The organism is Hyphomonas oceanitis (genome assembly GCF_036964545.1).
In the GTDB taxonomy this organism is placed as follows: domain Bacteria; phylum Pseudomonadota; class Alphaproteobacteria; order Caulobacterales; family Hyphomonadaceae; genus Hyphomonas; species Hyphomonas oceanitis.
The window spans coordinates 54,586-80,994 of record NZ_JBALTL010000007.1 but is presented as its reverse complement, the minus strand read 5'-3'; the positions used below and the strand labels follow the sequence as shown (position 1 = coordinate 80,994).

General features: G+C 57.1%; 23 protein-coding genes and 2 pseudogenes. 19 read left to right on the top strand and 6 right to left on the bottom strand.

Features of this window, described 5'->3' with window-relative positions:
- Positions 1-10 precede the first annotated feature (10 nt).
- Entirely contained in the window at positions 11-340 is a 330-nt protein-coding gene (locus V7651_RS17515) for a 2Fe-2S iron-sulfur cluster-binding protein (protein ID WP_335613900.1), read from the bottom strand.
- A 25-nt stretch (positions 341-365) separates the two neighbouring features.
- Positions 366-1,613 (bottom strand): cytochrome P450, encoded by a 1,248-nt coding sequence (locus V7651_RS17510; protein ID WP_241765744.1) that lies wholly within the window; start codon positions 1,611-1,613, stop codon positions 366-368.
- Between the two features lie 204 nt (positions 1,614-1,817).
- Between V7651_RS17510 and V7651_RS17505 the strand changes: the two genes are divergently transcribed.
- The 10 genes from V7651_RS17505 to V7651_RS17460 are packed head-to-tail and all read left to right on the top strand — an operon-like array spanning position 1,818 to position 12,836.
- The gene (locus tag V7651_RS17505) at positions 1,818-2,558 is read left to right on the top strand and encodes a FadR/GntR family transcriptional regulator (protein ID WP_034742452.1); all 741 of its coding nucleotides are present in this window, start codon (positions 1,818-1,820) and stop codon (positions 2,556-2,558) included.
- A 44-nt stretch (positions 2,559-2,602) separates the two neighbouring features.
- Positions 2,603-3,745, top strand: a complete 1,143-nt coding sequence (locus V7651_RS17500) for an NAD(P)H-dependent flavin oxidoreductase (RefSeq protein ID WP_034742450.1) — start codon at positions 2,603-2,605, stop codon at positions 3,743-3,745.
- 23 nt (positions 3,746-3,768) lie between these two features.
- Positions 3,769-4,548 (top strand): Coq4 family protein, encoded by a 780-nt coding sequence (locus V7651_RS17495; protein WP_206741485.1) that lies wholly within the window; start codon positions 3,769-3,771, stop codon positions 4,546-4,548.
- Complete coding sequence (locus V7651_RS17490) at positions 4,545-5,735, top strand: thiolase C-terminal domain-containing protein (RefSeq protein WP_034742449.1); 1,191 nt, start codon at positions 4,545-4,547, stop codon at positions 5,733-5,735. The genes V7651_RS17495 and V7651_RS17490 overlap by 4 nt, the downstream gene beginning before the upstream one ends.
- Positions 5,732-6,193, top strand: a complete 462-nt coding sequence (locus V7651_RS17485) for a Zn-ribbon domain-containing OB-fold protein (protein ID WP_081812282.1) — start codon at positions 5,732-5,734, stop codon at positions 6,191-6,193. The genes V7651_RS17490 and V7651_RS17485 overlap by 4 nt, the downstream gene beginning before the upstream one ends.
- Before the next feature lie 7 nt (positions 6,194-6,200).
- A complete protein-coding gene (locus tag V7651_RS17480; RefSeq protein ID WP_034742447.1) occupies positions 6,201-7,451 on the top strand; it encodes an acyl-CoA dehydrogenase family protein in 1,251 nt (416 codons plus the stop codon).
- Positions 7,451-8,542 carry an acyl-CoA dehydrogenase family protein gene (locus V7651_RS17475; RefSeq protein WP_034742445.1) on the top strand — a complete coding sequence of 364 codons (1,092 nt, stop codon included), beginning with the start codon at positions 7,451-7,453 and terminating at the stop codon, positions 8,540-8,542. Before V7651_RS17480 ends, V7651_RS17475 begins: the two co-directional genes overlap by 1 nt.
- Positions 8,543-8,599: 57 nt before the next feature.
- A complete protein-coding gene (locus V7651_RS17470) occupies positions 8,600-10,213 on the top strand; it encodes an acyl-CoA synthetase (protein WP_034742442.1) in 1,614 nt (537 codons plus the stop codon).
- Positions 10,210-11,847, top strand: coding sequence for a flavin-containing monooxygenase (locus tag V7651_RS17465; RefSeq protein WP_034742439.1), 1,638 nt, complete (start codon positions 10,210-10,212; stop codon positions 11,845-11,847). Before V7651_RS17470 ends, V7651_RS17465 begins: the two co-directional genes overlap by 4 nt.
- Entirely contained in the window at positions 11,844-12,836 is a 993-nt protein-coding gene (locus tag V7651_RS17460; protein ID WP_034742436.1) for an alpha/beta fold hydrolase, read from the top strand. Before V7651_RS17465 ends, V7651_RS17460 begins: the two co-directional genes overlap by 4 nt.
- On the opposite strand, the gene V7651_RS17455 is transcribed toward V7651_RS17460, so the two are convergent.
- Entirely contained in the window at positions 12,758-13,198 is a 441-nt protein-coding gene (locus tag V7651_RS17455) for a hypothetical protein (RefSeq protein ID WP_199286285.1), read from the bottom strand. The genes V7651_RS17460 and V7651_RS17455 overlap by 79 nt on opposite strands.
- A 57-nt stretch (positions 13,199-13,255) precedes the next feature.
- Positions 13,256-13,372: pseudogene (locus tag V7651_RS17450) on the bottom strand (transposase); the annotation flags it as partial.
- Between the two features lie 430 nt (positions 13,373-13,802).
- Between V7651_RS17450 and V7651_RS18750 the strand changes: the two are divergent.
- Positions 13,803-14,267, top strand: a complete 465-nt coding sequence (locus tag V7651_RS18750) for a MarR family winged helix-turn-helix transcriptional regulator (protein ID WP_051615544.1) — start codon at positions 13,803-13,805, stop codon at positions 14,265-14,267.
- A gap of 50 nt (positions 14,268-14,317) precedes the next feature.
- Here V7651_RS18750 and V7651_RS17445 read toward each other — a convergent pair.
- Positions 14,318-14,895 (bottom strand): annotated as a pseudogene (locus V7651_RS17445) (integrase core domain-containing protein); the annotation flags it as partial.
- Positions 14,896-15,510: 615 nt separating this feature from the next.
- Here V7651_RS17445 and V7651_RS17440 point away from each other — a divergent pair.
- Positions 15,511-17,970, top strand: a complete 2,460-nt coding sequence (locus V7651_RS17440; protein WP_034742432.1) for a TonB-dependent receptor — start codon at positions 15,511-15,513, stop codon at positions 17,968-17,970.
- A 548-nt stretch (positions 17,971-18,518) separates the two neighbouring features.
- Here V7651_RS17440 and V7651_RS17435 read toward each other — a convergent pair.
- On the bottom strand, positions 18,519-19,016 hold the full coding sequence (locus tag V7651_RS17435; protein ID WP_051615541.1) for a MarR family winged helix-turn-helix transcriptional regulator: 498 nt from the start codon (positions 19,014-19,016) through the stop codon (positions 18,519-18,521).
- 76 nt (positions 19,017-19,092) lie between these two features.
- Between V7651_RS17435 and V7651_RS17430 the strand changes: the two genes are divergently transcribed.
- The 7 genes from V7651_RS17430 (at position 19,093) to V7651_RS18740 (ending at position 26,236) form a co-directional block, all read left to right on the top strand.
- Positions 19,093-19,962: an alpha/beta fold hydrolase gene (locus V7651_RS17430; RefSeq protein WP_034742430.1), complete on the top strand. Its 870-nt coding sequence runs from the start codon at positions 19,093-19,095 to the stop codon at positions 19,960-19,962.
- Positions 19,959-20,378 carry a PaaI family thioesterase gene (locus tag V7651_RS17425; RefSeq protein WP_034742427.1) on the top strand — a complete coding sequence of 140 codons (420 nt, stop codon included), beginning with the start codon at positions 19,959-19,961 and terminating at the stop codon, positions 20,376-20,378. The genes V7651_RS17430 and V7651_RS17425 overlap by 4 nt, the downstream gene beginning before the upstream one ends.
- Positions 20,375-21,493 (top strand): efflux RND transporter periplasmic adaptor subunit, encoded by a 1,119-nt coding sequence (locus V7651_RS17420; protein ID WP_034742424.1) that lies wholly within the window; start codon positions 20,375-20,377, stop codon positions 21,491-21,493. Before V7651_RS17425 ends, V7651_RS17420 begins: the two co-directional genes overlap by 4 nt.
- Complete coding sequence (locus V7651_RS17415; protein WP_081812280.1) at positions 21,490-24,633, top strand: efflux RND transporter permease subunit; 3,144 nt, start codon at positions 21,490-21,492, stop codon at positions 24,631-24,633. Before V7651_RS17420 ends, V7651_RS17415 begins: the two co-directional genes overlap by 4 nt.
- A gap of 350 nt (positions 24,634-24,983) precedes the next feature.
- A protein-coding gene (locus V7651_RS17410) for an IS630 family transposase (RefSeq protein ID WP_155839360.1) occupies positions 24,984-25,915 on the top strand; the annotation gives its coding sequence in 2 pieces (ribosomal slippage) (positions 24,984-25,323 and positions 25,323-25,915; 933 coding nt in all).
- Between the two features lie 41 nt (positions 25,916-25,956).
- Positions 25,957-26,142 carry a HipA N-terminal domain-containing protein gene (locus V7651_RS18745; protein ID WP_081812279.1) on the top strand — a complete coding sequence of 62 codons (186 nt, stop codon included), beginning with the start codon at positions 25,957-25,959 and terminating at the stop codon, positions 26,140-26,142.
- Complete coding sequence (locus tag V7651_RS18740; protein ID WP_418887178.1) at positions 26,111-26,236, top strand: hypothetical protein; 126 nt, start codon at positions 26,111-26,113, stop codon at positions 26,234-26,236. The genes V7651_RS18745 and V7651_RS18740 overlap by 32 nt, the downstream gene beginning before the upstream one ends.
- The last annotated feature ends 173 nt before the right edge of the window (positions 26,237-26,409 follow it).

Sequence of the window (26,409 nt, the reverse complement as noted above, 5' to 3'; positions counted from 1 at the left end):
CTCCGACTCGTCAGTATTGCTGCGCGGGAACGTGCAAAACCAAACCCTCCAACGTGGTCACGATGGGGATCTGGCAAGCGAGGCGGCTATATTGGTTCGCTCCCTCTGCGAATTGCAGGAGCTCGGCCTCCGCAGCGCCTTCCATGAGGCGGCCCACAATGTCGATCCATGCCGGATCGATATGAACGTGGCAGGTCGCACAGGCGCAGACGCCGCCGCAATCGCCGTCAATGCCCGGCACGCCGTTGAAGAGCGCCGCTTCGCGCGCTGTTTCGCCTTCGGCTACCTCGACCTCCCTCCGCGTTCCATTACTGGAAACGAACGTCACTTTGACCATCATAAACTCCGTATTTTAGTCCAGCCCATCAGCGAGCGTGCAGCCGCACCGGCAGTTTCGTGATCCCTCGCACAAGGTTCGAAAACAGACGCTCGGGCTCGCCGGTCACTTCGACCTTCGCGAAACGCTTGTGGATCTCTTCCCAGATGATCCGCAGCTGCAGTTCTGCAAGCCTGTTGCCCATGCAGCGATGGATGCCATAGCCGAAGGACAGGTGATGACGCGGGTTCTTACGGTCGATGATGAACTGGTCAGCTCTGTCGATGACGGTATCATCCCGGTTGCCTGACAGGTACCACATCACAACCTTGTCACCTTTCCTGATCTGCTTGCCGCCGATCTCCCAGTCCTGGAGCGCAGTGCGGCGCATATGGGTAAGTGGCGTCTGCCAGCGGATGATCTCCGGCACCATGCTGGTGATTAACGAAGGATCGTCATTGAGTTTGCGATACTCGTCGGGGTTCTGATTGAGGGCGAGCACACCGCCGCTGATCGAGTTGCGCGTGGTGTCGTTGCCGCCCACAATAAGTAGCAGGAGGTTGCCAAGAAATTCCAGAAAGGGCATGTCCCGTGTCGCTGGAGAATGCGCCATCATGGAGATGAGGTCGTTCTTTGGCTCCTGATTGATGCGCTGCTCCCACAGCCCTTTGAAATACATCGCGCATTCGATGAGCTCTTCGCGCCTTGCCTCATAGGATTCGACGATGCCGGTTTCAGGCGCGGCCGTTGTGATATCGGACCAGCGCGTGAGCTTGCGCCGCTCCTCCCACGGGAAATCGAACAGGGTCGCAAGGGTCATTGTGGTCAATTCGATCGAGACCTTGTCAACCCAGTCGATATCCTCGCCTACCGGCAGATCATCGAGGATATGGCACGCACGTTCACGGATTGTCGGCTCAAGTAACTGCAAGTTTGACGGCGCGACTGCAGAGGTAACGGCCTTTCGTTGCTGATCGTGCTTGGGCGGGTCCATGGCGATGAACATTTCAAGTTCAAGTGCACCTTCCGCCGAATGCATGTCCTGAATGGCAATTCCGCCGAGCTTCGCCTCCGACGAAAAGACTTTGTGGTTGGTATCGACGGCCATGATGTCGTCGAACCTGGTAACCGACCAGTATGGCCCGACTTTACTTTCACGGCAGTAATGGACCGGCTCCTCCTTGCGTAACCGGTCGAAGAACAGGCCAATCGTGTCCTTCTGAAAAAGGCTCGGCCGCGAAACATCGATTTGCTCGATCGGAATGGCTGCGATTTTTTCGACCGTATCCATTTCCATCGTTTCGATACTCATGTCCTGCCCTTCGATCCCATCAATAAGCCGCTAGTTGCTGAAAAGGTAAATCTTCCGCGAGGTGCAGTCAAGAAAGCTTATAATGATTTCTTGACGAGGAGTTGCAATCATGGACGTATTGGGTAGGTTATAGGCAAATGAATAGATTAAATCTTATAAGATAAATATCACAGGAGCGAGTCCTACGAAATGCAGCCGACGGTCGATAACGTGAAGAAAGCCAAGCGTGCGCTCTCGCTCGCGCAGGACATCGTTCGCGATATCGAGGCGGGGGCACGCGTTGCGGGGGACAGGTTACCGCGCGAAGAAGAAATGCTTGCGCGATACGAAGTCGCCAGAGCAACCTTGCGTGAAGCGCTCCGCTTCCTTGAGCTTCAGGGCGTAATCCATCTTCAACTGGGCCGTAGTGGCGGCCCGGTGGTCGCACGCCCCCAGACCGGCGATTTTGCGAATAGTCTTTCTCTCATCTTGCATTTCATGGAAGCAGACCTCAGGGGCCTGCTCGAACTGCGCGAAGCCATAGCGCCGGATGTCGCAGCCTATGCTGCCCAGCGCGCGACCACGGGCGACCTCAGCGCACTCGCCGATTGCCTCAAAGAGCTTGAGCGCAATGAGGCAGGAAGCCAGTTCGAGGAACTGAACCGCCGTTTTCACGACCTACTCGGTTGGGCCAGCGGCAATCCGCTCTTCGGCCTTCTGACTTCCTCTATGCATTTGCTGACCCGCGAATTCTCGCGCTCGCTCGGGTATTCGGCGCAAGAGCGGGCGGTCCAGTTGCGATTCCTGCGCCGTGTTCTGGAGGCCGTGCGCACAGGGGATGCTCAAGCGGCGCGGCAGGCCATGGCCAAGCTTGTGTCGGGTTCCGCGTCTTATCTGGCTGGACGAAGTCCCGAGCTTGTTTCCCAGAAGGTCAAGTGGGGACAGATTTAGAAAACTTGCGTCCGTCAAGGTCGCGGAATGGAGGATGTAAGGCGATGGCGCTCAAAAGCCGCATTTGTGAAATTCTCGGGATCGAACACCCCATCCTACTGGCCGGAATGGGCGGGGCGAGCGTTCCCGCGCTTGCTGCTGCGGTGTCGAATGCCGGAGGGCTTGGCGTTCTGGGGGCTGCGGCATGCTCGCCAGACCAATTGCGCAGCTGGATCCGCCAGACACGCGAGATGACCGACAAACCATTTGGCGTCGATACCCTTCTTCCCGCATCCGTCAGACGCGGCTCGGCCCCGCAGGTCGGGGGTTCGTCCGAAAATCCCACGGCACTACTTGGCGAATACCAGGAATTCACCCGCGACTTCATACGGCGCGAACATCTGCCCGAAGTGGATGTCGAATCGGCCATGCGAGCGGCGGGCGTGCCGAAGATGGGCAAGGCAAGTCCGCAGCTTTTCACGAAGGAGTTCTTCGAAGCGCAGATGGAAGTCGTGATCGAGGAAAAGGTACCCGTCTATGCTGCCGGCCTCGGCAATCCCGGTCCTTGGATGGACCGCCTGCATGCCAACGGCACCAAAGTCATGGCTGTCATCGGCAAGGTCAAGCACGCCCGGCAGGTGGTCGAAACCGGCGTCGACATGATCGTGGCGCAGGGGCACGACGGGGGCGGCCACAACTCGCCAGTCGGCACGATTTCGCTGATTCCCCAAGTGGTTGACGCGGTGGGCGACCGCGTTCCAGTGATTGGTGCCGGCGGCATTTCCGACGGCCGGGGTGTTGCCGCCGCGCTGATGTTGGGTGCCGAGGGCGCGTGGATCGGGACGGCGTTCCTCGCGACCGAGGAGGCGGGCATCGAACGATTCCAGAAAGAAGCGATCATCGAAAGCGGCGACGCCGATACGGTCGTCAGCCGCTCGATCACCGGTAAACCTGCGCGAATGATCCGCAACAAATGGGCCGATGCATGGATCGAGGCAGGCAAGGATCCATTGCCTATGCCCTATCAGTCGATGATCTCGGGGCCCGTCATGGCGTCGGGCGTCAAGGCGGAGCGCAAGGACGTGATCCCGGGTTTCGCGGGCCAAGGGATCGGCCTTATCCATTCGATCCGGCCCGCAGCCGACGTGATGCGCGAAATTGTCGAAGATGCGGAATTCGCACTCGCCCGCGCGAAGTCTTACTGCTGAATTGTGGTAAAGGTGGACATGACATGAGCAACGCGCTGAACCAACCGAAGGGGCATGAACTACGCCTACCTATTCGCCCGGGCGAAGCTATTGCGGCCATGCGCCGACTTACCCGGGACAAGGAAGACACTGCGCAGGTCTTCCGTATCGTCAAGGCGCTGTCGGGCAATTCCTATTATCGCAATTTTCGACGGTTCGCTGCCTCTTCCGCCGGGAAGCGTATCCTCCTGGAACGCGCGGACTTACTCGGCACCTTGTGTGATCGTGATCGCTTGAAAAGATGCGAACCGGGAACGCTGGGCCGGGCCTATCTTGATTTCGTTTATGGAGAGGGGTTGACCGCCGAGGGGTTGGTGGATGCCAGCGAAGCGGGAGGGATAACCGACTTCAACGATCCGGAAGTCGCACGCTACCGGAAGCGCCTGCGCGATTCGCACGACCTGTTCCATGTCGTGACCGGATATGGACGAGATGCGCTGGACGAATTGTGCGTGCTCTCGTTCTGCAACGCACAATTCTTCAATCACGGAATCGCCTTCATCGTTGCGATCGGAATTCCGAAGATGCTGGCCGAATGCGCCCGTTTGCCGGTCTCGCGTGCCGCGTTCGAAGCGTGGCGACGGGGTAGGAATGCCGCCGACCTGACAACCTTCTATTGGGAGGCGCATATCGATACGCCACTTGAGGAGGTACGCTGGCGTTTGAACCTGAAACCACCCGTTTGCTATCTTGGGGTTCAGGACCTGTCCCGCTCGTTTGAGCGAGATTTCCAGGCCAGCCGGCGGAGCAAGCTTCACGCATGAGTGCCTCATCCACCTTCAATTTCAGTGACAGGTCCGCGATCACCGGCGTCGGCGAGACAGAGTTCGTCAAGGGGACCGAACGGACGGCGGTCGACATGATGCTCGATGCCTCGCGCCGGGCGATTGCAGATGCCGGGCTAAAACCGTCCGACATAGACGGCATGGTGCCTCCGCCGATCTACACGACGTCGGAGGAAATGGCCGCCAATCTTGGCATCGACGTGCTGCGTTTTGCGGCGACGGTGCACATGGGCGGTGCGAGCCCTATAACGGCTCTGCAGAACGCGGCCATGGCGATTGCCAGCGGGCTATGCGACCACGTTCTGGTAACGCTTGGCTGGAACGGATATTCTGCCCTGCGGGCGAAGCCGGGCGCGCCGACGACCCGACCCATGAACATGAATACGCTGACCAACACAATCCGGGGCTATTATATGCCCTATGGCGTGTTCCTGCCGGTGCAGATGTATGCTTGGCTCGCCATGCGTCATTCCAAGCTCCACGGTGTCGGACCGGACGCGATGGCCGCTGTCGCACTCGCCTGTAACCGTCACGCGCAGTTGAATCCGAGAGCCTTCAACTATGGACGTAAACTCGACGTCGAGACATATCACTCGGCGCGCTGGATATCCGAGCCTTTCCGGCTCTACGATTGCTGCCTGGAAACCGATGGCGCCTGTGCGGTCGTCGTCTCGCGCATGGAGCGAGCCAAGGACATGCCGCATGTGCCGGTGAGCATCGCCGGCGCTGCTGAAGGTCACCCCTATCCCGCCGACGACATCCCTTCGCGTCCCGACCCCTTCAAGATCGGCCTCAGCTATGCAGCCCCGCGCGCATTCGAGATGGCAGGTGTCACCCGCGAGGATATGGATTTTCTACAGATCTACGACTGCTTCACTTATATCGTGCTGCTGCAACTTGAGGCACTCGGCTACTGCGAGCCCGGCGGTCAGACCGAGTTCGTCGCCAGTGGCCAGATCGAGCTGGGTGGACGCTTTCCGATCAACACCCATGGCGGCTTGCTCAGCGAAGCGCACGTCTGGGGCCTCAACCATGTTGTGGAGGCCGTGCGCCAGCTGCGCCACGATTGCGGCGAGCGCCAGGTCGTGGGTGCCCAGACCGGCCTCGTAACCGGCTGGGGCGACCTAGGCGACGGGAGCATCGCTATCCTCAGGAGGTTTGCGTGAGCGACGAGAACGAACTGCCACCGAAAATGCGCCTCTCTGCGCAGAAGGCGCCGCCCAAGCCGAAACCGCGCCCGCAGGACCCGATCGAGCAGGAATTCTGGAATCGGTGTCAGGACGGCCATCTCTATTTCCAGTGTTGCGGCGATTGCGGCACCTTCCGCCACCTGCCGCGCTATATGTGCGCAAAGTGTGGCTCACCGGAATTTTCGTGGGAGCGCAGCAGCGGGAAGGGTACGCTTTTTTCCTGGACCGTCACCCACCAGGCCCTGCACCCGGCGTTTGCCGCCGACATCCCCTTCGTGGCTGCGGTGGTTGAACTGGAAGAGGGCGTACGCATGGCCACTCGCCTGATCGAATGTGACCGCGACAGCCTCAAGCTCGACCTTCCCCTGGAATTGAAATTCGAACCGATCGGGGACGACTTCCGCCTGCCAGTTTTCCGTCCCCGCAAAGAATAGAAGCGACATGGATCTCGATTACGGACCCGAATACGACGCGTTCCGCAAACAGGTGCGCGATTTCATCGAAGCGCATGGCCATCTTGCGCCACCGTATGCGGCTCGGGCGGCCCGCCCCTCATCCAAAGCTGTCCAATGGCAAAAACTGCTGATCGAGCAAGGGTACACAGCCCGCACGATCCCGGCGGAGTACGGCGGTTACGGAGCCGAACCGGACATCCTAAAATCGCGCATTATCTCCGAAGAGTTTTCACGGGCCGGGGTGCCGGGCGGGCTCGCGAACCAAGGTATCTCGATGCTCGTCCCGACTTTGCTCGAACTCGGCACTGAGGAGCAGAAGCATCGCTGGATCGAACCCACGCTGAAGGGCGAGGTCGTCTGGTGCCAAGGCTATTCTGAACCCGGTGCCGGATCGGACCTGGCCAGCGTCAAGACCAGCGCGCGGGTCGAAAATGGCGAGTTCGTTATCAATGGCCAGAAAATCTGGACCAGTACGGCGAAGCAGGCCGACATGATTTTTTGCCTCGTCAGAACCGAACCCGACGCATCAAAGCACGACGGTATTTCCTACCTGATCTTCTCGATGGACACACCGGGGATCGAGGTTCGCCCCCTTAAGACAATGACGGGCGACGCCGAATTCAACGAAACGTTCTTTACCGATGTCCGCGTTCCGCTGGACCAGATCGTAGGCCGGCGGGGCCAGGGCTGGCTCGTGGCGAATGCAACCCTCGGCCATGAGCGCGGAATGCTGGGTGATCCCGACGCGCTCGAAAACCGGCTGCAGGCGCTGATCGCACTGATGCAGGACGAGCCCATCGGACAGGATCGCGCAATCGACAATCCGGTTCTGCGAGACCGGCTGGTGGCGCTCCAAGCCGAGGTGTCAGCGATGAAATGCAATGGGATGCGTAACCTTTCGAACAACCTCAAGGGTGAGCCAGGCGGCATGGCGAAGCTGATCGTCAAGCTGCAAAGCTGTGAGATTGCCCACCAGATTTCCGCACTGGCGATCGACGCTATGGGCGAGATGGGCACTCTCTATCATCGCAGCCCGCGCGAGCGAGACGGAGGCGCGTGGCAATGGAACTACATGTTCCAGCTCGGTCTCATAATAGGCGGCGGCACCGCGCAGATCCAGAAGAACATCATCGCTGAACGTGGCCTCGAAATGCCGCGCGAACCGAAGCTGGCGAAGATTTCGGATGCGGCGAAAGCAACCGCAGACATGCCGCGTCACAAACAGGGATCAGCCTAATGGATTTCGGACTTTCTCAGGACCAGCAGATGTTGCGCGATGCGGTTGCGCGGTGTCTTGCGGATACCTGCCCGCTCGATCATGTCCGCGAATGTGCCGAGCGTGACAATCCGCTTAGCGACAAAGTGCTCCGCGCCGTGCAGGACCTGGGAATTCCCGGGATGCTGGTACCGGAAGAGCATGGCGGCCTCGGCATGACCCTTCTCGACGCTGCCATAGTTGCGGAACAGCTCGCCTATGCGGTCGCGCCGGTACCTTTTCTCGCCAGTCATGTTCTGGCGCCTATCGCGCTGAGCGAGGCAGGCAGCGAGGAGCAAAAGGCCCAATGGCTGCCGAAGATCGCGAGTGGCGAAGCGCGTATAGCTGTCGCGATTTCCGAGACGATCGAGGCGCGCGACGGTGCGGTCGTTTCCTCTGCCGATGGGAGGCTCAACGGCACCGCCCTGTTCTGCCTGGATTTCGAGGGTGCCGACGCTTACATTGTAGCAGACGCAGGTGGCAGGCTGCACCTCGCTGCAGCCGATGCATTCAGGCTGGAGACAATCCCGCTGACTACCATTGATCGTACCCGCAGCGTCGGAGAATTGCGTTTCGGAGGGACCGAGGCAGAACTGCTTGCCGACGACAACGGAACGACCACGGCCCGTTTGCGCGATGCGGGCCGTGTGATCTTGGCCGCTGACAGCCTTGGCGCAGGCCAGGCCATGATCGAAAAAGCTGTCGATTATTCTGGACAGCGCGAACAGTTCGGTCGTCTTATCGGCAGTTTCCAAGCAGTGAAGCACATGTGCGCAGAGATGGCCGCACGTCATGAACCATGCCGCTCGCTTGTCTGGTATGCAGCTCACGCCTTTGGCGCGATGCCGGAGGATGTATCGCTCGTCGCCTGCCACGCGAAATCACACACCGGCGAAGTCCATCGCTTTGTCGCCCGCACTTCCACCGAAGTGCATGGCGGGATGGGATTCACGGACCTGATCGGTCTGCATTACTGGTTCAAACGCATTGGATTCGACCGGCAGGTGCTTGGAGGACCCGAAACGGTGCGGGCCGAGGCGGCAGCACTGCAAGGCTGGATCAAGGCCGCGTAATACACTCATTGCGGGGGCCTGCGAGACTGGCTGTCCCGTCCGGAAGGGAGAAGGAACATGATCGACTGGAACCTCGGTGACATTCTCGACGCAGTCGAGCCCGCCATGCCTCAGGACGCTCCGGCGCTGATACACGGCGACCGGATCGTCACTTGGCCCGAAATGTCCGCGCGCTCGAATAATATCGCGCGCGCGTTGCGTCAACGCGGAGCGTGCGATGGTGCCAAGGTGGCCTTCTACATGCGCAACCGCCCCGAATATGGCGAGCTGATGGCGGCTTGTTTTAAGGGGCGCTTGACCCATGTGAACATCAATTACCGCTACCGCGCCGAAGAAGTTTTCTACATTTTCCAAGATTCTGACAGCGAAGTGATTGTTTACAGTTCGGAGTTTCGCGAATGTATCGTCGAACTCAAGGATAGGCTCGAGAAGGTTCACACTTTCGTCGAAATTGGCGACCCTTCCGAAATCGCGTCTTTTGCGAGTCCCTATGAGACGCTGGCGGGAAAAGGGGACGGATCGGCGCTCGGCATCGAACGCTCACCCGACGATTTGCTCTTCATCTATACCGGCGGCACGACCGGGATGCCGAAAGGCGTGATGTGGCGGCACGACGACATGCGCAAGGCCCAGTTGGACGCGCAGAAGTTACTTGGCCCGGTTCCGCAGACGCTGGAAGAAAATGTTGCGCTGATCGAGAAAGAGGGGCCCGGCAGGCGCACTCTCTCCTCCTGCCCGCTCATGCACGGGACGGGCTTCATCACCGCGATAGGTGCGCTCATGTCGGGCGGCGCGATCGTCACGCTGACGGCCCCTTCCTTCGAAGCTTCAGAATTGTGGGAAACGGTCGAAAAGCACCAGGTGGAAAGCATCGCAATTGTGGGCGACGCCTTTGCTAAGCCAATGCTTCGCGCGCTCGAAGAAAACGCGGGGCGCTGGGATACCAGGAGCCTCGTCTCCATCATCTCGTCCGGCGTGATGTGGAGCAAGGAGATTAAGGCCGGTCTATGCAAGCACATTCCCCAGGTCGTGCTGATGGATAGTTTCGGCGCCTCCGAAGGGCTCGGCTTCGGCCTCTCCGTCACGACTGCACAGGGCGGTACGAACACCGCGAAATTCGGGATTGGCGAATTCTGCGATGTCTTCGACGAAAACGACCAGAAAGTCGAACCAGGAAGCGGCGTGCCTGGCTTTATCGCCCGCAAGGGGGCCATCCCCATGGGATATTACAAAGATCCCGAAAAATCCGCCAAGACATTCCGCACAATCGATGGCGTGCGTTATTCGATTCCGGGTGACTGGTGCCGGGTAGAGGCCGATGGAAGCCTTACCCTGCTAGGCCGCGGCAGCGTATGCATCAACACTGCTGGCGAGAAGGTATACCCAGAAGAAGTCGAGGAAGTGCTCAAGACCCATCCCGCCATCGGTGAAGCGCTGGTCGTAGGTGTAACGGACGAAAAATGGGGCCAGGCCGTCACCGCCGTCGTCCACCTCAACCACGACGTCCCGTTCGACGAGCAAGCCGTCAAGGACCATGTGCGCGATCAGCTGGCAGGATACAAAACGCCCAAGGCCATACATCCGACGGAAAAACCCCTGCGTGCATCCAACGGCAAGGCCGACTATGCAACGGCGAAAGCAATCGCCGAACGTTTGACGGTCGCATCGTGAGCAATCGGGTTTCTCCCGATTACGACGCTGTAATCGTCGGTGCCGGCTTCAGCGGGATCTACCTGCTCCACAAGTTGCGTGACGCTGGGTTCAACGTGTTGCTGGTGGATGCTGCGGCCCAGCCCGGCGGCATCTGGTACTGGAATTGCTATCCAGGCGCACGAGTGGATTCACAGGTTCCGCTTTACGAGTTCTCGATACCTGAAGTGTGGAAATCATGGGCCTGGAGCGAGCGATTTCCCGGTTGGGAAGAGCTCAGGGCGTATTTCCGGCATGTTTGCGATACGCTCGACCTGTGGCCCATGATGCGCATGGGGTCAGGGGTCAGAGGCGCGCACTATGAGAAGGAGACGAAGCAATGGCGTCTGCAACTCGACAGCGACAAAACTGTTTCGACACGGTTCCTGTTGCCCGCTCTTGGTTTCGCATCAAAGCCGTATGTCCCCAATTTTCCCGGCCTTGAGGATTTCGAAGGCCAATGGTTTCACACGGCGCGCTGGCCGCAGCAGGGTGTCGATCTCAGCGGACGTAAGGTTGCCTTGATCGGCACCGGTGCAAGCGGTGTGCAAGTCGCGCAAGAAGCGGCCAAGTCCGCATCGAAGCTGACCCTCTATCAAAGAACACCAATCCTGGCGCTGCCTATGCAGCAGAAGAAGCTTTCGGAAGAAGACCAGGAACGGGACAAGAAGGGCTATGCTGCTATCTTCGAAACGCGCAAGCAGACGAGCGGAGGGTTCGAATGCCAATCGCTAGACGTATCGGCGCTCGAAGTTGACGAGAAAGCGCGCACCGCGCACTTTGAAGATCTGTGGCAACAGGGTGGCCTCAGGTTCTGGTATCACAATTTCGCCGACCTGCTTATCAATCGCGAAGCTAACCGCCACGCCTATGATTTCTGGCGCGACAAGGTTCGCGCAAGGATTGTCAACCCCAACCTTGTTGAGCTGCTCGCGCCTTCCGAACCGCCGCATCCATTCGGCACGAAGAGACCTTCGCTCGAGCAGGGATACTACGAGATTTTCGCGCAGGAGAATGTCGCGCTGGTCGATCTCAAGGCAACTCCGATCATCCGGGTCAAGCCGCACGCGATCGAGACCGATGACGGCGAGATGGAATGCGACCTCATCGTTTTCGCCACCGGCTTCGATGCTGGGCGCGGCGGGCTGATCGATATGAACATCACGGGGACGAACAGCCTATCACTTTCCCATGCGTGGGAAGACAGAGTACGCGCCTATCTGGGCATGGCAGTAGCGGGCTTTCCCAATATGCTGTTCGCATACGGGCCACTCAGCCCGTCGGGTTTCTCAAACGGCCCGACCAGCGCAGAGATACAGGGTGACTGGATCTGCGACTTTCTGGTCTGGATGCGGGAAAATGGTGTCGATCTTTTCGAAGCCGATCCGGCAGCTGAAACGGGCTGGACCGAAATGGTTGCCCAAGCAGGCGCGATGACACTCTTTCCCGAAGCGGATTCTTGGTACATGGGCGCAAACATCCCGGGCAAGAAGCGTCAACTGATCAATTTTCCAAGCGTGTCTGGCTATGTCGCACTCTGCGAAGATGTAGCGAACGAGGAGTATCGCGGCTTCGTGATCGACAAACCCACTAGCAAGGAACACTTAACGAAATGAACGTATTGTCCAAGATTGGAGATTTTCCCGACGACATCGACCCTGTCTGGGCCGGCGATGGTTCGCATCTGCCGGAATGGTTTGTGTCGGCCCTCAAGGTGCCGCGCGAAGAAGGTTATGTTGAGATCGACGGTGCCAGGACGCATTACTTTCGCTGGGGCGACCGGAAAAAGCCGAAAGTGCTTATGACACATGGCTTTCTCTCCCACGCCCGTTGCTTTGCCTTCATCGCTCCGTTTCTCGCGGAAGATTACGACGTGGTGGCGTTCGATCTCGCCGGCATGGGCGACACGGAGATGCGCGGGCAAGCCGATCCCGCGGCAAGGGGGCGCGAGTTTGATGAGATTGCCGAGGCACTCGATCTGTTTACAGATGGCCACAAACCCACCATCATCGCGCACAGTTTCGGCGCGGGCGCAGCGCTGACAGCCGTGACCCTGTCGCCCGATGCATTCTCCGGCGTCGTGATTTGCGATCTCATGGTCATGCGAGCCGAGCTCCTGGAGCAATACTGGAACCATCGCCGCTCCAGCCCGGGATCAGGTGATCCTGACAAGCCCAACCGGCCCTATGCGAGCTATGAAGAGGCGCGCAAAAGATACGTCCTTTCCCCGCCCCAGCCGGTCGGCGAGCCGTTCCTCCTAGATTACATGGCGTATCATTCAATGCGGCGCGACGGTGACGGTTGGACATGGAAGTTCTCACCTGAGGTATTCCGACGAAGCAATAAGTCCGACGAATGGCTCACAATCGGCCATCGACTCGTGAATGCGCCGGGCCGCAAGATCATCGTTCATGGCGGAAAGAGTCAGCTCTTTACCAGGGACTCGGCTGACTACATCCGCGAGCTGGGGGGCGGTGACATTCCGATAATCGCCGTACCTGAGGCGCGCCACCATTTGATGCTCGATCAGCCATTAGCTTTTTTAACTGCACTCAGAAGCATTCTCTCCCTTTGGGAGGAGCAGGCACACCCAAGGTGTGTGTGAAGGACAAGCGCGCCGAGATCCACGGGCGGATCACGGCGTACCAGGCTCAGATCGCGCAGGCGAAGCACGACCTGGCTCATATAAATGCGTCGATCCGGCTGTTCACCGACATCTGTGTGCGCCATCTTGAGGTCGATGGCGAACTCACAACCCGGGATCTCGCCGAGCGGGTGATGATCGAGCGCCGACTTGACGCGACGGATGCCACGCTGCGCAATTCGGTCGTCTTCAAGGTCGTCCAGGCCCTTCGCCATGCCGCCCGGCGCAAGCATGTCCGGATGGTGGAGAAGCGCAAGGGCATGTGCGTCTGGGCACCAGGCGATGCCGTCACGTTGCGGGTCGTTGCCAGTAGATGTTGGCATCCAATACCGGTTCGATCAGGACTCAAATCGCTTGCACCGGGAGAGCCGTCCATAGATATAGAAGTTGGCCGAGCTGACACCATGACGCCGGCACACGTCTGCGGTTGCCACGCCTCGTTCCTGTTCAGCCAGGATCGCGATGATCTGTTCCTTAGTGAATTTGCTTTTGCGCATTGTCTGTCTCCGTTGCGACAGACTCTCCATTCAAATGCGGGACCAAATGGATATCAGGTCACATTGTATGAATGCATACCATATGCAAGCAAATGGGCCGTCGGGAGGCCGATGAAGGGTCGGCAAAAGTCCGTTTGCTTACATACAGTATGGACCCGTGCGGAAATTTCGTGTATTAGGGTTGGCAACAGCCGGTAGCACGAGTGCCTGCGGCTTGTCTGAGCGGTGGAATGTCAAACCAGTCGCCCTGACGAAGTGAGGAAAGTATCACATCGTCAGGAAGGCCTCCTCCTACATTCCGCAGTTTCGGTAGACTTGCTGGCTAGATTAATCTAGCCAGCACTTTTTTCCTGCTTTGAATATAGCGGTTGAATTTCGAGCTGCACAAAGCCAGAGTGAACTTTTGACACCATGGCTAGGTTTGGTTGGAATGCCCCAAGAGAAAATTCTGAGATTCGCTGACAATGATTTCTGGAGCGATGAGCGAGTTGAGCTGGCTTTTCTGATAAGCCGTGTTACGCGCGTGCTTCGGCGTCGATTTGATATGGATATGGCATCCTTGGAACTCACGCGGGCTCAATGGAGAGCGATGCTGTATGTTTTTCGGCTTTCTAACCCTACGCAAACCGAGTTAGCCGAGATATTGGAGCTGGGGCGAGCTTCTGTCGGGTCTCTGATAGACCAGTTGGAGCGAAGTGGATATGTATCCCGGGTCGCGGACAGCGATGATCGTCGTGTGTGGAGGGTTGTGCCTTCTAGATTGGCAGTCTCCCGGCAGTCCAAAATTGATCGGGCCGGAAGACGTGCGGCCGCTGAGTTATTTGCGGATTTCGACGAGAAAGATCTTAGAGATTTCCGTCGATGTCTTGAAAAGCTAATCCCAAGCGCGGAATGAGCGTGGTGAACGGTAATCATCCTATTTTTAAGCTGCCAGGTTCCTGAACTTTACGCAGAAAGTTTCAGTTCCATGGCGGGGTAATCCCGCCGATGCCCATGTCCGGGCGCTGATTGTTGTAAATCCAGAGCCACCGCGTAGCGTGTTCCTTGACCTTCTTGATCGCATTGAAGATGAACCGTCCTGGCCATTCCTGCCGAACGGTCCGATTGTAGCGCTCGACATAGGCATACTGCTGCGGCTTGCCAGGCTGGATGCAGAAGATGCCAATGCCGCGCTTTGCTGCCCAGGTCTGCAGCTTGCCACTGATATTTTTCGGCCCCGTTGTCCACGCGCATGCCCATCGGCTTTCCGAGCCCTTCAATGATTTGCTCAAGCATGCGAACGACACGGGCTGCAGGCAGGGAGAAGTCTACTTCGATACCAAGGCCTTCGCGGTAAAAGTCCTCGAGGACATTTAGCGTCCGGAAGGACCAGCCATCGCCGAGTTGGTCGGCCATGAAGTCCATCGACCACATTTCGTTCGGCCGCTCCAGAACCGCCAGGGGCCCGGAACTTCCCGAACCAGGCGTTTCCTCGGCTTGATCTACAAATTCAGCTCCAGTTCGCAAGGATATGCGCGTCTGTGAATCGCGATTTCTTCATTCTCGTCTCCGTCGATAATCAACGCCGGAGAAGTCCAGTTTTCAAGTCGCTTATTTTCAGGGATGACTACCTTTCCAGGTGAAGTCCGGCCCCTGATCGACCCGGATAGCTCAAGTTTTGAGCAGACCCGTTCGAGTGTTTCAGCGATATCGGCACCGGCGTACGTCCCTCGAAAGTCAATGGCTGGAACAAGTCTGGTGAAGGCATCGATGATGTTCAGGGTTCTGATCTTGCAACCGTCGTAGAGTGGGACGTGGACGAAACCTGTGCTCCATGCCTCGTTCGGTCGCGACAGCTGGCAACGCGCTTCCTGATGAGACGTCAAATCGTCGCGCCTTGGCCGTTACGCTGGTAAACACGCACCCTTCCCGCGACAATGCAAAAAGACAAGATGCTTGCCGACGTCCGAGCCTTCACAAATATGGGTCAATGAGATTGCCTTGAATTGAGCCGACTGTCGCGCGTTCGGTCTAGCGCTTACATCTATTGCAAATTTGCATCACATTGCGACGATTTCTGGCAGTGGGCAAAATGAATATTCACATCGCAGAAAAGTAATATAGCATACAGTACGCTATAAACATAAGGAGGAAACCAGGTGCATTATTTTAACACGCTGTCTAAGACAACTGCTTCGGTATCTTTGGCGGCATTGCTGCTCGCCGCAGGTGCTCATGCACAAGTTGAAGTGGACGAGCAGGGTACTACATCGACAACCGAAAACGCAGAGACCACACGTCGTCTGGGCGCAATTACAGTTACGGCGCAAAAGCGCGAGCAAAGTCTGCAAGATGTGCCGATCGTTGTGACGGCTTTGTCCGGTGAACTTCTCAGTGATGCGGGCGTTAAGGATATTAAAGATCTGACGGTCGTTACGCCCGGCCTGCTTGTGACTTCGTCGTCAAAGCAAGCAAATACGACGGCGCGTATTCGCGGCATTGGCACGGTAGGAGACAATCCTGGCCTCGAAAGTTCCGTCGGCGTCGTTATCGATGGGGTTCCGCGCGCCAGGAATGGCGTTTCCTTTGGAGATCTCGGCGAAATCGAGCGAATCGAAGTGCTAAAAGGGCCGCAAGGCACCTTGTTTGGCAAGTCGACTTCTGCGGGCGTTATAAATATCATTACCAAGAAACCGTCTGACGAGCTTGAGTCTATCTTCGAGGTCGGGATCGGCAACGAAGGCTTCCTTCGCACCTCTGCAGAAGTTACCGGACCGCTTTCTGAAACAGTGAGCGGTCGCCTTTTTGGGGTCTATGAGGAGCGCGGCGGTCTTCTCGACGTAAAGACGGGCAATGGTCCGCGTACCGAAGACGAAACGAGTCAGTATGACTTCTACTCCTTTCGAGGCCAGCTTCTTTTTGAGCCTTCGGGCGACCTCGAAATCCTTCTCTCGGCTGACTATACTGACCGGGAAGAAGATTGTTGCATGGGTGACTATGTCTCGGTGGACCCGGCCAGAGGCCCGCTGGTTACGCTGTTGGCCGGCGGCGATGGTGCCTCTGCTTTCCCGATCGATCCGTTCGATCGCGTCGCCTTTGCGAACCGCGACGCCACGCAGACGACCGAAGACTGGGGCGTGTCAGCCAATATCAAGTGGCAGACCGGATTCGGTGAACTGACATCCATCACATCGTATCGCGACTGGGAAAATGGCTCGGGTCAAGATACCGATTTCAGCGCGGCTGATCTTTGGTATCGTGATGATGAAACTTCCGTGGATGCTTTTGCGACTTTCAGCCAGGAGTTGCGGTTCGCAGGTGCCACCGACAACATTGACTGGCAGGTGGGTGCCTTCTACGCAAATGAGACTCTCGACCGTTCAGATTTCATCCGTTACGGCAATGATTACTTTTTCTACTTTCAGCAATTGCTGCTCGGTGCGAGCGGTGGTGCGTTCAATCTCGCTGCGCTGCCCGGTAACATTTACACGGGTGAGGCCAATGCAACTGCGGACGTTTATGAACAATCTTCGGACACATACGCGATCTTTACGAACAATACGTTCAGCTTGACCGATCAGTTCGACCTGACCGTCGGCCTTCGTTATACGATCGATGAGAAGACGCTGGAATCCAATTTTGATGGCAATGCAGGTAGCTGTGCCACAGCCTTGACTGTATTTGGGGCTGCAGGTGGGTTGACCCCAACGCTTTGCTTGCCTTGGACGAACGACAACTTCGTCGGTGTGAGATCCACGCAGGATCGCTCTGACGACGATTTGTCAGGTACAGTGAAGGGGGCATATCGGGTCAATGAAAATCTGATGTCCTACGCGTCCTATTCGCGCGGTTACAAGGCCGGTGGTTTCAACCTTGACCGCAGCCAGTTTGGTCCCTCAGATCCCACGCCGTTTCAACCGAATCTGGACACCGGTTTCGATCCCGAAACTGTGGATGCGTATGAGGTCGGCTTCAAGACCAACAATGCGGCAAATAGCTTGTTCTTCAATGGTGCGATATTCTATCAGGAATATAGCGACTTTCAGCTCAACACGTTCACCGGTACGAGTTTCATCGTGACATCCGTTCCCGGTGTGATTTCCAAGGGCGCTGAGTTCGATATCCGATACCTGCCTGAACAGCTTGAAGGACTGACGCTTCAGGGCGGCCTCGTCTATGCGGAAACCCAGTATGACGATTTCGAAGCGGTAGACTTTTTTGCCCCCCCGCGTCTGCCGGGAAGCACGATTTCGTTCGCGCCCCGCTGGTCCGGAACGTTGGCCGCAACTTATGAGACCCCGTTTATCAGCGACTGGGATGCGAGATTCAATGTGTCGAGCCGATTCACTTCACGGTATAATACAGGGTCGAACCTCGATCCGCTCAAGGAAGTTGACGATTTGGTCGTGGTCAATGCGAGGATGGCATTCTATAGCGACAATTCACCGTTTGAGCTGGAGGTTTGGGCGCAGAACCTGTTTGACGAGGACTATTACGAGCTGGCTTTCGATACGCCCCTCCAGGGCAATGCTGCCACGCAAACAGCGCCTGGAACCGCTGTTGGAGCGTTCCTGTCGCCACCTCTGACCTTCGGAGCAACCGCCCGTCTTCGTTTCTGACGTTGATGTAAGCGTAACTGACCTTGAGGCGGCTAGGTAGGTTCGTTTAACATTTGAAAGTCAGCGAAATACCGTTAGGTGCTTCGCTGACTTTGCTTAAGACGATTCAGGTCGTCGTTCTGCCGCCGAATGCCGGAATTGTTCGCTGGTGTTCAGGGCCTTGTCTGCATTCATGGCGAATACCACTATGAATGCAGACAGTTCCGGGCTTATTGGTGCTGGGATAATTCCGTGAATAATATCCGTAATCGCAGATTGAGACAATGCGCCAGGTCAACTTGTGGGGTGGCGTCTAAAGGCGAACCAACATTCTCTTTGTGAGTGATTGTGTTGAAAAAGTCCCCAAAATCGAAAATCACTAATTTTGAACATTTCTCGAAGAATTTTGTTGAGCCGATACAGTGACTTATAGCTATCCGTATACGGTGTGAACTGCGATTTTTGACTTTTCAGCACAATCTGAGTGGAAAAAGAAGTTTTCGCAGCCCGTTTTGGGGTTACTTGAAAAGCGCGGATACCCAGACTTGATACTTGGCTCACGATCCGCGCTAGCAATTCCCGTCTTTTTCCAGTCGGTCGGGAGTTGGAGAGATCAGGTTCTCGCGGAGGGTTGAGAGCAAAGCCATGGCCGCCGATAGATCTCGGTCTTCTATGGAAGCAAAGACTTGCGTCGCAACGCGTTCGGCAGACTGCGCAAAGGCTTCCGCGCGCTGGCTGGCCAACTGGGTTGGCATGATCCGCCAGACGCGCCGGTCATGGGCATCACGCTCACGCGAGACATAGCCCGAGTTCTCGAGCTGGTCTATGAGTGCTCCAACTGATGGGCGCGCAATATCGAGCGCTTCTGCAAGTGCAGTCTGCGTCGGACCATCCATTTTCAGAACATAAACAAGTACATGCCATTGCGATCGTGTCAGACCAATGGCTTCCATTTCATGATCGAACGCTCCGCGCAAAAGGCGGGTGACCTCGCCAAGAAGGAAACTGAAATCAATCCTTGGATCCTCTTTGATATCTGTCCCGTGCGATCGTGTGGAAACCGCCATCGAATTCTCCGTTTACAAAAACAGTAAGGTAACTTAACAATAGGAAACTTACAAATATCTAAAGTGGAGACACATATTGAGCAACAGTGATGGGTATCTTCACGCAAATAGACTGAAACTGGCGCAGAGTTCGTTCGGTGATCCTGCCGCACCCCCGATAATTTTTGCGCATGGTGGAGGGCAAACCCGCCACGCCTGGAGGGGCGCAGCCAAAGCGCTCGCATTTGAAGGGTATCGCTCAATTGCGTTGGATCTTCGCGGACATGGTGAAAGCGATTGGGCCGCTGACGGAGATTATTCGCTCGAAGCCATAGCGAGAGACCTTATTGAAGTTGGTGAACGCGTGGCAGGTGGGGGCGGGCGGCCGCACATCGTCGGTGCTTCGCTTGGAGGACTTGCCGCCATCGTTGCTGCGGGCGTGCTGTCAAGAAATGCATTTGCGTCTGTTACACTCGTCGACATTGCGCCGAATATGGACGCCGCCGGTGTGGCCAAGGTTGTCGAGTTTATGGGCGCTCACATTGAAGAAGGCTTTGACTCGCTGGAGCAGGCCGCCGATGTGATTGCCACCTATTTACCGCATCGTCCCCGGCCGAAAGATATGGAAGGGCTGCGCAAGAATTTGCGGCAAGATAATGACGGTCGCTGGCGATGGCACTGGGACCCCGCCTTCATCACCGGCGTAATGCGGCGCTCTGCTATTGCCCGCACAGGTGATTTGGAGCAAGCGGTACGAGACATTCGCGTACCGCTTCATCTCATTCGTGGCCGCATGAGCGAGTTGGTTTCGGAAGACTCGGTCACGGCATTTCGATCACTGGCTCCGCAAGCTCACTTCACCGACGTTGCCGGAGCGCGACACATGGTGGCGGGAGACCGGAATGATGTGTTTACCGAAGCTGTTGCGTCCTTCCTGCGTCAGATACGAGAGGAAACCCCTGCATGAATGCCTCATCGCTTACTCTCGACCAGGTGCAGACTGCGCTTGATGCGGCTCCGTTTCACCGTTGGCTTGGACTCAACGCCGTAAGTCTGGACACCGGAACGATCATGCTGGAAATGCCTTGGCGGGACGAAGTTGTCTCCAATCCACGCACACAATCTGCGCACGGCGGTGTTCTCGCTGCGCTCATCGATCTGACGGGCTTTTATGCCTTGCTGGCCGCAGGAAATATGCCAATCGCGACCGCAGACTTGAGGGTTGATTTTCACAAGCCTGCAACACCTGGAACACTTATTGCGACGGGAAAGATTGTCCGTCTGGGCTCGACACTCTCAGTCGCCGAAGCCTCGGTTATGAACGCAGACGGAGCCCTGCTTTCGAGCGGACGCGGTGCTTATCAGATGCCAAGGCGTTCATGATGATCCGTCCGGTGATTGCGCTCTGCTTTATGCCTGTTCTGCTCCTGGGTTGCCGAGAGACGGAGCCTGAAGTCCAGGTTGCCGCGCCGGCAGACGATTTGATGTCTGAAGCCGAGACGGCGCTCGTTTTGGTTGAAACTGTATCCGCAGAAACGACCATGTTGGTCGAACCTCTGATAGCTTCTGGGACGATTGCTGCCAAACAGACCAGCGATATTGGCGCGTTGGCAGAAGGGGTCGTCGACCGAATCTTCGTGCGTGTCGGAGACCGCGTCAGTAAGGGCGATCTGCTTTTTCGCACGCGTCAAGTTGATTTTGAACGGAGGCTTGTCGAGGCTGAAGCTATGCAAGATGTTGCTGCGGCTGAAGTTGACCGCGCCCAAACGCTCGTGAACCGGTACGCGCCGCTCGCTCCCGAAGGTGTGGTTGCCGAGGTGGTCTTTGATGACGCCAAAACCGGACTATTAGTGGCGAAAGCCAATTTGCGTCTCAGGCAGACGGAAGTGGAAACCGCAAACCAAATGCTCACAGATACGATCGTGCGGGCGCCGTTTGATGGCTCCATAACAGCGCGGTATATTGATGAAGGCGTCTTCATGGCGAACAGATTTTCCGGAATGGGAAATTCTGCCGTGGTTCAAGTGCAAGAATGCAGGATCGCGGCAGGGATATTGTTTGCGCCTGAGGCTGAACTCACGCGTTTGCGGCTCGGCTTGACGGGTCGTCTTTTTGTCGATGGCCGGAGTGATCCGATAGAGTCAGAGATTGTTATTCTGAACGACCGCGTGGACCCAACGTCGCGCATGATTGAATTTCGCATGGCGTTCGTGAACCCTGATTGCGGTGTCAAGGCCGGGCAATCGGTGCGCGCAGAAGTGGATGTCGATCCGCGATCAGCCACAGTCCTGCCACGGTCAGCAGTCCATGGCACAGGCGATGCGCGCTACGTATACATCGCCGCAGACACTCAGGTGCACCGACGCCCTGTCAAAGTATCCGATATCGACGCGGATCGTGTTGAAATTATGGGTGGACTGACGGACGAAGACAAGGTGATCGTGACCGCGTCCGGGCCACTTTACGATGGTGCGAAGATTGAGCCTTCATCCTCATGATGTGGCTGGTTGATCTATCGATCCGTCGCGCCGTATTCGCCGTAATGATCATCGCATCATTAGTTGGTCTTGGCTATATGTCGATAGGGCGCCTGGGCGTTGACTTGTTCCCCGATGTAGAATTTCCTTATGTGAATGTGACGGCCGTGTTGGACGGCGCATCTCCGGAAACCATGGAGTCGGAAGTCACCGACATTCTGGAAGAGTATATCAATACAATCGATGGAATAGAGACGCTGCAATCCTTTTCGAGTGAAGGGCGCACGCAAATTCTAATCGAGTTCGATTTAAGTTCGGACGCCCGCGAAAAAGTTCAGGATGTGCGAGACAAGGTGCAGCTTGCCCTGGCAGAGTTGCCACCGGATATGGACCCGCCAATCGTGGACAAGGTCGACCCGGATGCGGCACCGATCATTTCCGTTATGATTGCAGGCGATATACCGATTGCTGAGCTGACGGCCTTTGCAGACGATGTCGCCAAGGAACGTCTTCAACGCCTCGATGGTGTGGGCGCTGTGAATTTGGTGGGAGGTCGTGAACGCGCCGTGCGCATCTGGCTCGACAATGAACGCCTGCGCGCCTTTGGTGTCACTGCCGACGATGTGAGTCAAGCAATACAAAGCGAGCACGCTGAGCTTCCCGGTGGGCGGCTGGAAACCGCTGCTGGCACGCGAGAATTTGGTGTCAAAACCGTCGCCGAAGTTACCCATGCAACCGGCTTCATGGATTTGCCTGTCGCGTACCGCGAAAACGGCGTCACAATCCGAATTTCCGACGTGGCACGCGTTGAGGATGGGCTTGAGGATGAGCGCTCTGCAGCGATGCTCAATGGCAGACGAGGTATCTCACTTGATATCAGGAAGCAGTCAGGTCGAAATACTGTGGAGGTCGCGCACAATGTGAAGGCCGCCACAGAAGAATTGCGTGAGCTTGCGCCCGCCGGTGTGACCATTATCGCGACACGAGACGTGTCGAAGTTCATTGAGAGTTCAATCGAGGATGTGGCCCATGACGTGGTGATCGCGATTGGGCTCGTTGTTGCAGTGACTTTTATTTTCCTCCTTAAAGTCAGAGCGACCATCATTGTTGCCATGGCGATCCCGACATCCCTCGTGGCGACCTTTTTTGGTTTTTACCTCCTCGGCTTCACAATCAATGTCCTGACCCTTCTGGCGCTCACGGTTGCGATTGGGTTGCTCGTTGATGACGCCATCGTTGTTGTCGAAGCGATCATGAAAGAACTTGAAAAGGGAAAGTCGCCTCATCAAGCTGCGCTGGACGGCACACGCAAAGTGGGACTTGCTGTATTTGCAGGCACTGCCGCCACGCTTGCTGTTTTTGTTCCGATTGCTTTCATGGATGGCATCGTCGGACGTTTCTTCTACCAATATGGACTGGCAATCGTACTTTCGGTGTCGGTCTCTTTGCTTGTTGCGTTGACACTTACGCCGATGCTTGCATCGCGCATCCTCGCATCGGGTCGCGTTTCGCCATTATTTCGACCTCTGGAAGCCTTTTGGGACAGCGTTGACCGGGCGTATGCGGGGCTCGTCAAGCTCGCGGTCCGATTGCGCATTATTGTCATTTTTATCGCGGTCGCCTCAGTTGTTGCCGGTGCCTGGTACGCCGCTCGCGTACCTTCAGGCTTCACGTCGCGCGCAGACAGAAGTGAGTTTCAGGGTTCAATTGAGCTGCCACTTGGCACTGGAATGGTTGCCGCGCTCGACGCAGCACAAAAGAGCGATGCTGAACTCCGCAAGATCGAAGATATTGAAGATGTGTTCATATCTGTCGGATCCGGCGCGCAAGCCGACATTCATGTCCTTGAGTTATACGCATCTTTGACCCCGAAACAGGCCCGCCAAACCGGTCAGTTCGAAATCATGGATAAAGCCCGCAAGGCCATCCGAATAGCATCGCCCGAGGCGGTCAAAATATCCGTTCTTGAAGTCCCGTGGGTCGGCGGGACGACGTCCGGCAGTTCGGATATCGACTTGTTGTTGAGAGGATCCGATCTCAACTCCCTTGCGCAATATGCCGATAGTCTTGTGCGCGAGATGCGCGCCAACCCCAATTTTGCCGATGTAAGAACAAGCTTTGAGAGCGGTCGGCCGGAAGCACAAATCCTGTTTGATCGACGGAGAGCCGGGGATCAGGGTATCTCCGCTCGTGCGCTGGCAGAGACAGCCCGAATTGCCCTTGGCGGACTTGATGCAGGCACTTTTGAAGCGGACGGAAAGCGTTATGACGTGCGGTTGCGGCTGGAGGAGGATCAGCGGGAAAGCGTGCAGGACTTTAGCCGAATACAAGTGCGCGGCGCTGATGGGCGCCTTGTTGATATCGGTGCCGTATCACGCGTTCAGTTCGCTTCCGGTCCTTCGCAAATCGATCGATCAGACCGAGCCCGGAAGATTTCAGTGCTGGCGAGTTCTGCAACAGGTGTTTCACTGGGGGAGGCGACAGACACGCTGCTGGAGCTACTTGAAGCCAACCCGCCGCCCGTAGAGGTTGCCTACTCGATGGGCGGCATGGCGGAACGTATGCAAGAAACTGCTGGCGCGATCGGGTTCGCATTGTTGCTCGCCTTGATTGCGCTCTACATGGTACTAGCCAGCCAGTTCAATTCCTTCGTTCAGCCGCTTGTGATCATGGTGACGGCACCCCTCAGTTTTTCGGGGGCATTCGCAGGGCTCTATTACTTTGGACTGGAGTCCTCCCTGTTCGCACAAATTGGTCTCATTGGATTGATGGGGATCGTCATGAAGAATGGCATTCTGCTCGTCGACCGGGCAAACCAGTTGATAGCGGAAGGCATGACAGAAAGAGACGCGATCCTTCAGGCGTGCCCTGAACGTCTGCGCCCCGTCCTCATGACAGCCTTGTCGGCAATTTTTGGCATGGTGCCCGTCGCATTGGCGACGTCTGATGGAGCGGAATGGCGGAACGCCCTCGGCGCACTCCTTATTGGTGGGTTGACCTCTTCAACGATCCTGACGCTAGTCGTAGTGCCTGCGGTTTTTATGATCCCCGGTGATGTTGTAAACTTTTACCGAGTGCTTAAGCGTCTAATCCTTTGGCCATTCAGGCGATCGAAACGTGGCGACGACGCTGCGCAGAATGTAGCTATTGCTCATTCCTGATAATCAAAATTGCTTTGTCGATGTCAGTTTGCTCGGTTTAGGCCGTTGCGCACGGATCCAGGCAATAGCGTCCGCATTGGTGGCGCAATGGTAAGCGTCTTGGATGGGTTTAAGGTCGGTCGGATCGGTACTGTCATGTGTAGACGGCCCGGGTTCTGCGAGCGCAAAGCTTGAGGGACGTTGATCTGACGGGATGCGGTCATGTGTCCGACCTTTTGGCGCGGCGTATGCGACCGCTGGCCCTGATGAAGTCCGCTAGGGCGTTTTCCGAGCGACCTGAATCATTAGGGATTCCCAAGGCAGGCGGATTCTGATTCACCATGGGGGCTGGTGAAGGAGGTCAGCCTGTCATGGGGAAGCCGCTTTCGATTGATCTGAGAGTTCGGGCGTTGGCTGCGGTCGATGCCGGATTGAGCCGCCGGGCTGCGGCAGAACGCTTTGGCGTGAGCGCATCGAGCGTCATCCGCTGGGACCAAGCCCGGCGCGAGCGCGGCGATCCAGGCCCCAAATCCCAGGGCGGCGACCGCACGTCACACAGGATCGAAAAGCATGCCGATTTCATCTTCGCGCTGTTGGAGGAGCGTGGCGACATCACACTTGAAGAGATACGCACCGCCCTGTCGGCGCGCGGCTTTCATACGGCGATCTCGACAATCTGGCGGTTCTTCGATCGCCACGCCGTCACGCGTAAAAAAAGACCGGCCATGCGAGCGAACAGGACCGTCCGGACGTCCTGATCCGGCGCGAGGCGTGGTTCGAAGCCCAGCCCGTTCTTGATCCGGACCGCCAGGTGTTCGTCGATGAAACCTGGGCCTCAACGAACATGGCACGCACCCATGGCCGCTGCCGGCGTGGCGAGCGGCTGCGCATGAGCGTGCCATTCGGGCACTGGAAGACCTCGACGCTGGTGGCAGGCCTTCGCACCAGCGGGATGGTCGCGCCCTGCGTTTTCGACGGGCCCATCAATGGCGAGGCCTTCACCGCGTGGGTCGAGCAGTTCCTCGCGCCGGCCCTCAAGCTCGGCGACACAGTGATTCTGGACAATCTCTCAAGCCATAAGGGGACGAAAGCACGTGAACTGATCAAGGCTGTAGGGGCCGAACTCGTGTTTCGGCCGCCCTACAGCCCCGACTTCAACCCGATCGAAAAGGCCTTCGCCAAGCTGAAGGCCCTCTTGAGAAAGGCCGCCGAACGCACCGTAGATGCCTTGTGGAACACCATCGGAAGCCTCGTCGGTCTGTTCAGCCCGAACGAATGCGCAAACTACTTCGCAGCCTGCTAGGCAAGTAGGGTTGGCGTCCTGGTACAGGCGTCGTCCGGGCGATCAGCTTTACATATGATGCAGACTGGCTCGGTTGGGATCAAGCCATGCAAGTGTCAATTTCGCCGCCGATACGAGATGAAACCTATCGCGGCGCGCCTGTCATAAACGTTTTCAAGAACCGATTGCCAGGATGCCCCGCGTGTACGGGCCAGTTTGGCCGCGCGGCTCAGAGCCAAAGGGACTGATGCAGTCTCTTTGCTGGCAGTCGCGGGCAGGGATTGCGTAGGCACTCTGCAATTTCACTCAGAAGACGAAGCCCCGGTGTGGCCGGTTATGTAGCGGGTGGACCGCTGACAGAAGCGGAGATTGCCGAGATAATCCACAAGCTCAAGGTCAACCCGCTCGGGCTGGATCCGGACGACAATGACTTCCGCATCTCCATCGCTGGTGCTCAGGACAAGACGGCGCTCTTGAATATGGATGAGGGCGGAAGGCCCGATTGCCACAACACA

Excerpts from the sequence above, each read along its gene's own strand:
- V7651_RS17515 (WP_335613900.1), bottom strand. The coding sequence starts at position 340 with ATGATGGTCAAAGTGACGTTCGTTTCCAGTAATGGAACGCGGAGGGAG.
- V7651_RS17510 (WP_241765744.1), bottom strand. The coding sequence starts at position 1,613 with ATGGAAATGGATACGGTCGAAAAAATCGCAGCCATTCCGATCGAGCAA.
- V7651_RS17505 (WP_034742452.1), top strand. The coding sequence starts at position 1,818 with ATGCAGCCGACGGTCGATAACGTGAAGAAAGCCAAGCGTGCGCTCTCG.
- V7651_RS17500 (WP_034742450.1), top strand. The coding sequence starts at position 2,603 with ATGGCGCTCAAAAGCCGCATTTGTGAAATTCTCGGGATCGAACACCCC.
- V7651_RS17495 (WP_206741485.1), top strand. The coding sequence starts at position 3,769 with ATGAGCAACGCGCTGAACCAACCGAAGGGGCATGAACTACGCCTACCT.
- V7651_RS17490 (WP_034742449.1), top strand. The coding sequence starts at position 4,545 with ATGAGTGCCTCATCCACCTTCAATTTCAGTGACAGGTCCGCGATCACC.
- V7651_RS17480 (WP_034742447.1), top strand. The coding sequence starts at position 6,201 with ATGGATCTCGATTACGGACCCGAATACGACGCGTTCCGCAAACAGGTG.
- V7651_RS17475 (WP_034742445.1), top strand. The coding sequence starts at position 7,451 with ATGGATTTCGGACTTTCTCAGGACCAGCAGATGTTGCGCGATGCGGTT.
- V7651_RS17470 (WP_034742442.1), top strand. The coding sequence starts at position 8,600 with ATGATCGACTGGAACCTCGGTGACATTCTCGACGCAGTCGAGCCCGCC.
- V7651_RS17460 (WP_034742436.1), top strand. The coding sequence starts at position 11,844 with ATGAACGTATTGTCCAAGATTGGAGATTTTCCCGACGACATCGACCCT.
- V7651_RS17455 (WP_199286285.1), bottom strand. The coding sequence starts at position 13,198 with ATGCCAACATCTACTGGCAACGACCCGCAACGTGACGGCATCGCCTGG.
- V7651_RS18750 (WP_051615544.1), top strand. The coding sequence starts at position 13,803 with ATGCCCCAAGAGAAAATTCTGAGATTCGCTGACAATGATTTCTGGAGC.
- V7651_RS17435 (WP_051615541.1), bottom strand. The coding sequence starts at position 19,016 with ATGGCGGTTTCCACACGATCGCACGGGACAGATATCAAAGAGGATCCA.
- V7651_RS17425 (WP_034742427.1), top strand. The coding sequence starts at position 19,959 with ATGAATGCCTCATCGCTTACTCTCGACCAGGTGCAGACTGCGCTTGAT.
- V7651_RS17420 (WP_034742424.1), top strand. The coding sequence starts at position 20,375 with ATGATGATCCGTCCGGTGATTGCGCTCTGCTTTATGCCTGTTCTGCTC.
- V7651_RS17415 (WP_081812280.1), top strand. The coding sequence starts at position 21,490 with ATGATGTGGCTGGTTGATCTATCGATCCGTCGCGCCGTATTCGCCGTA.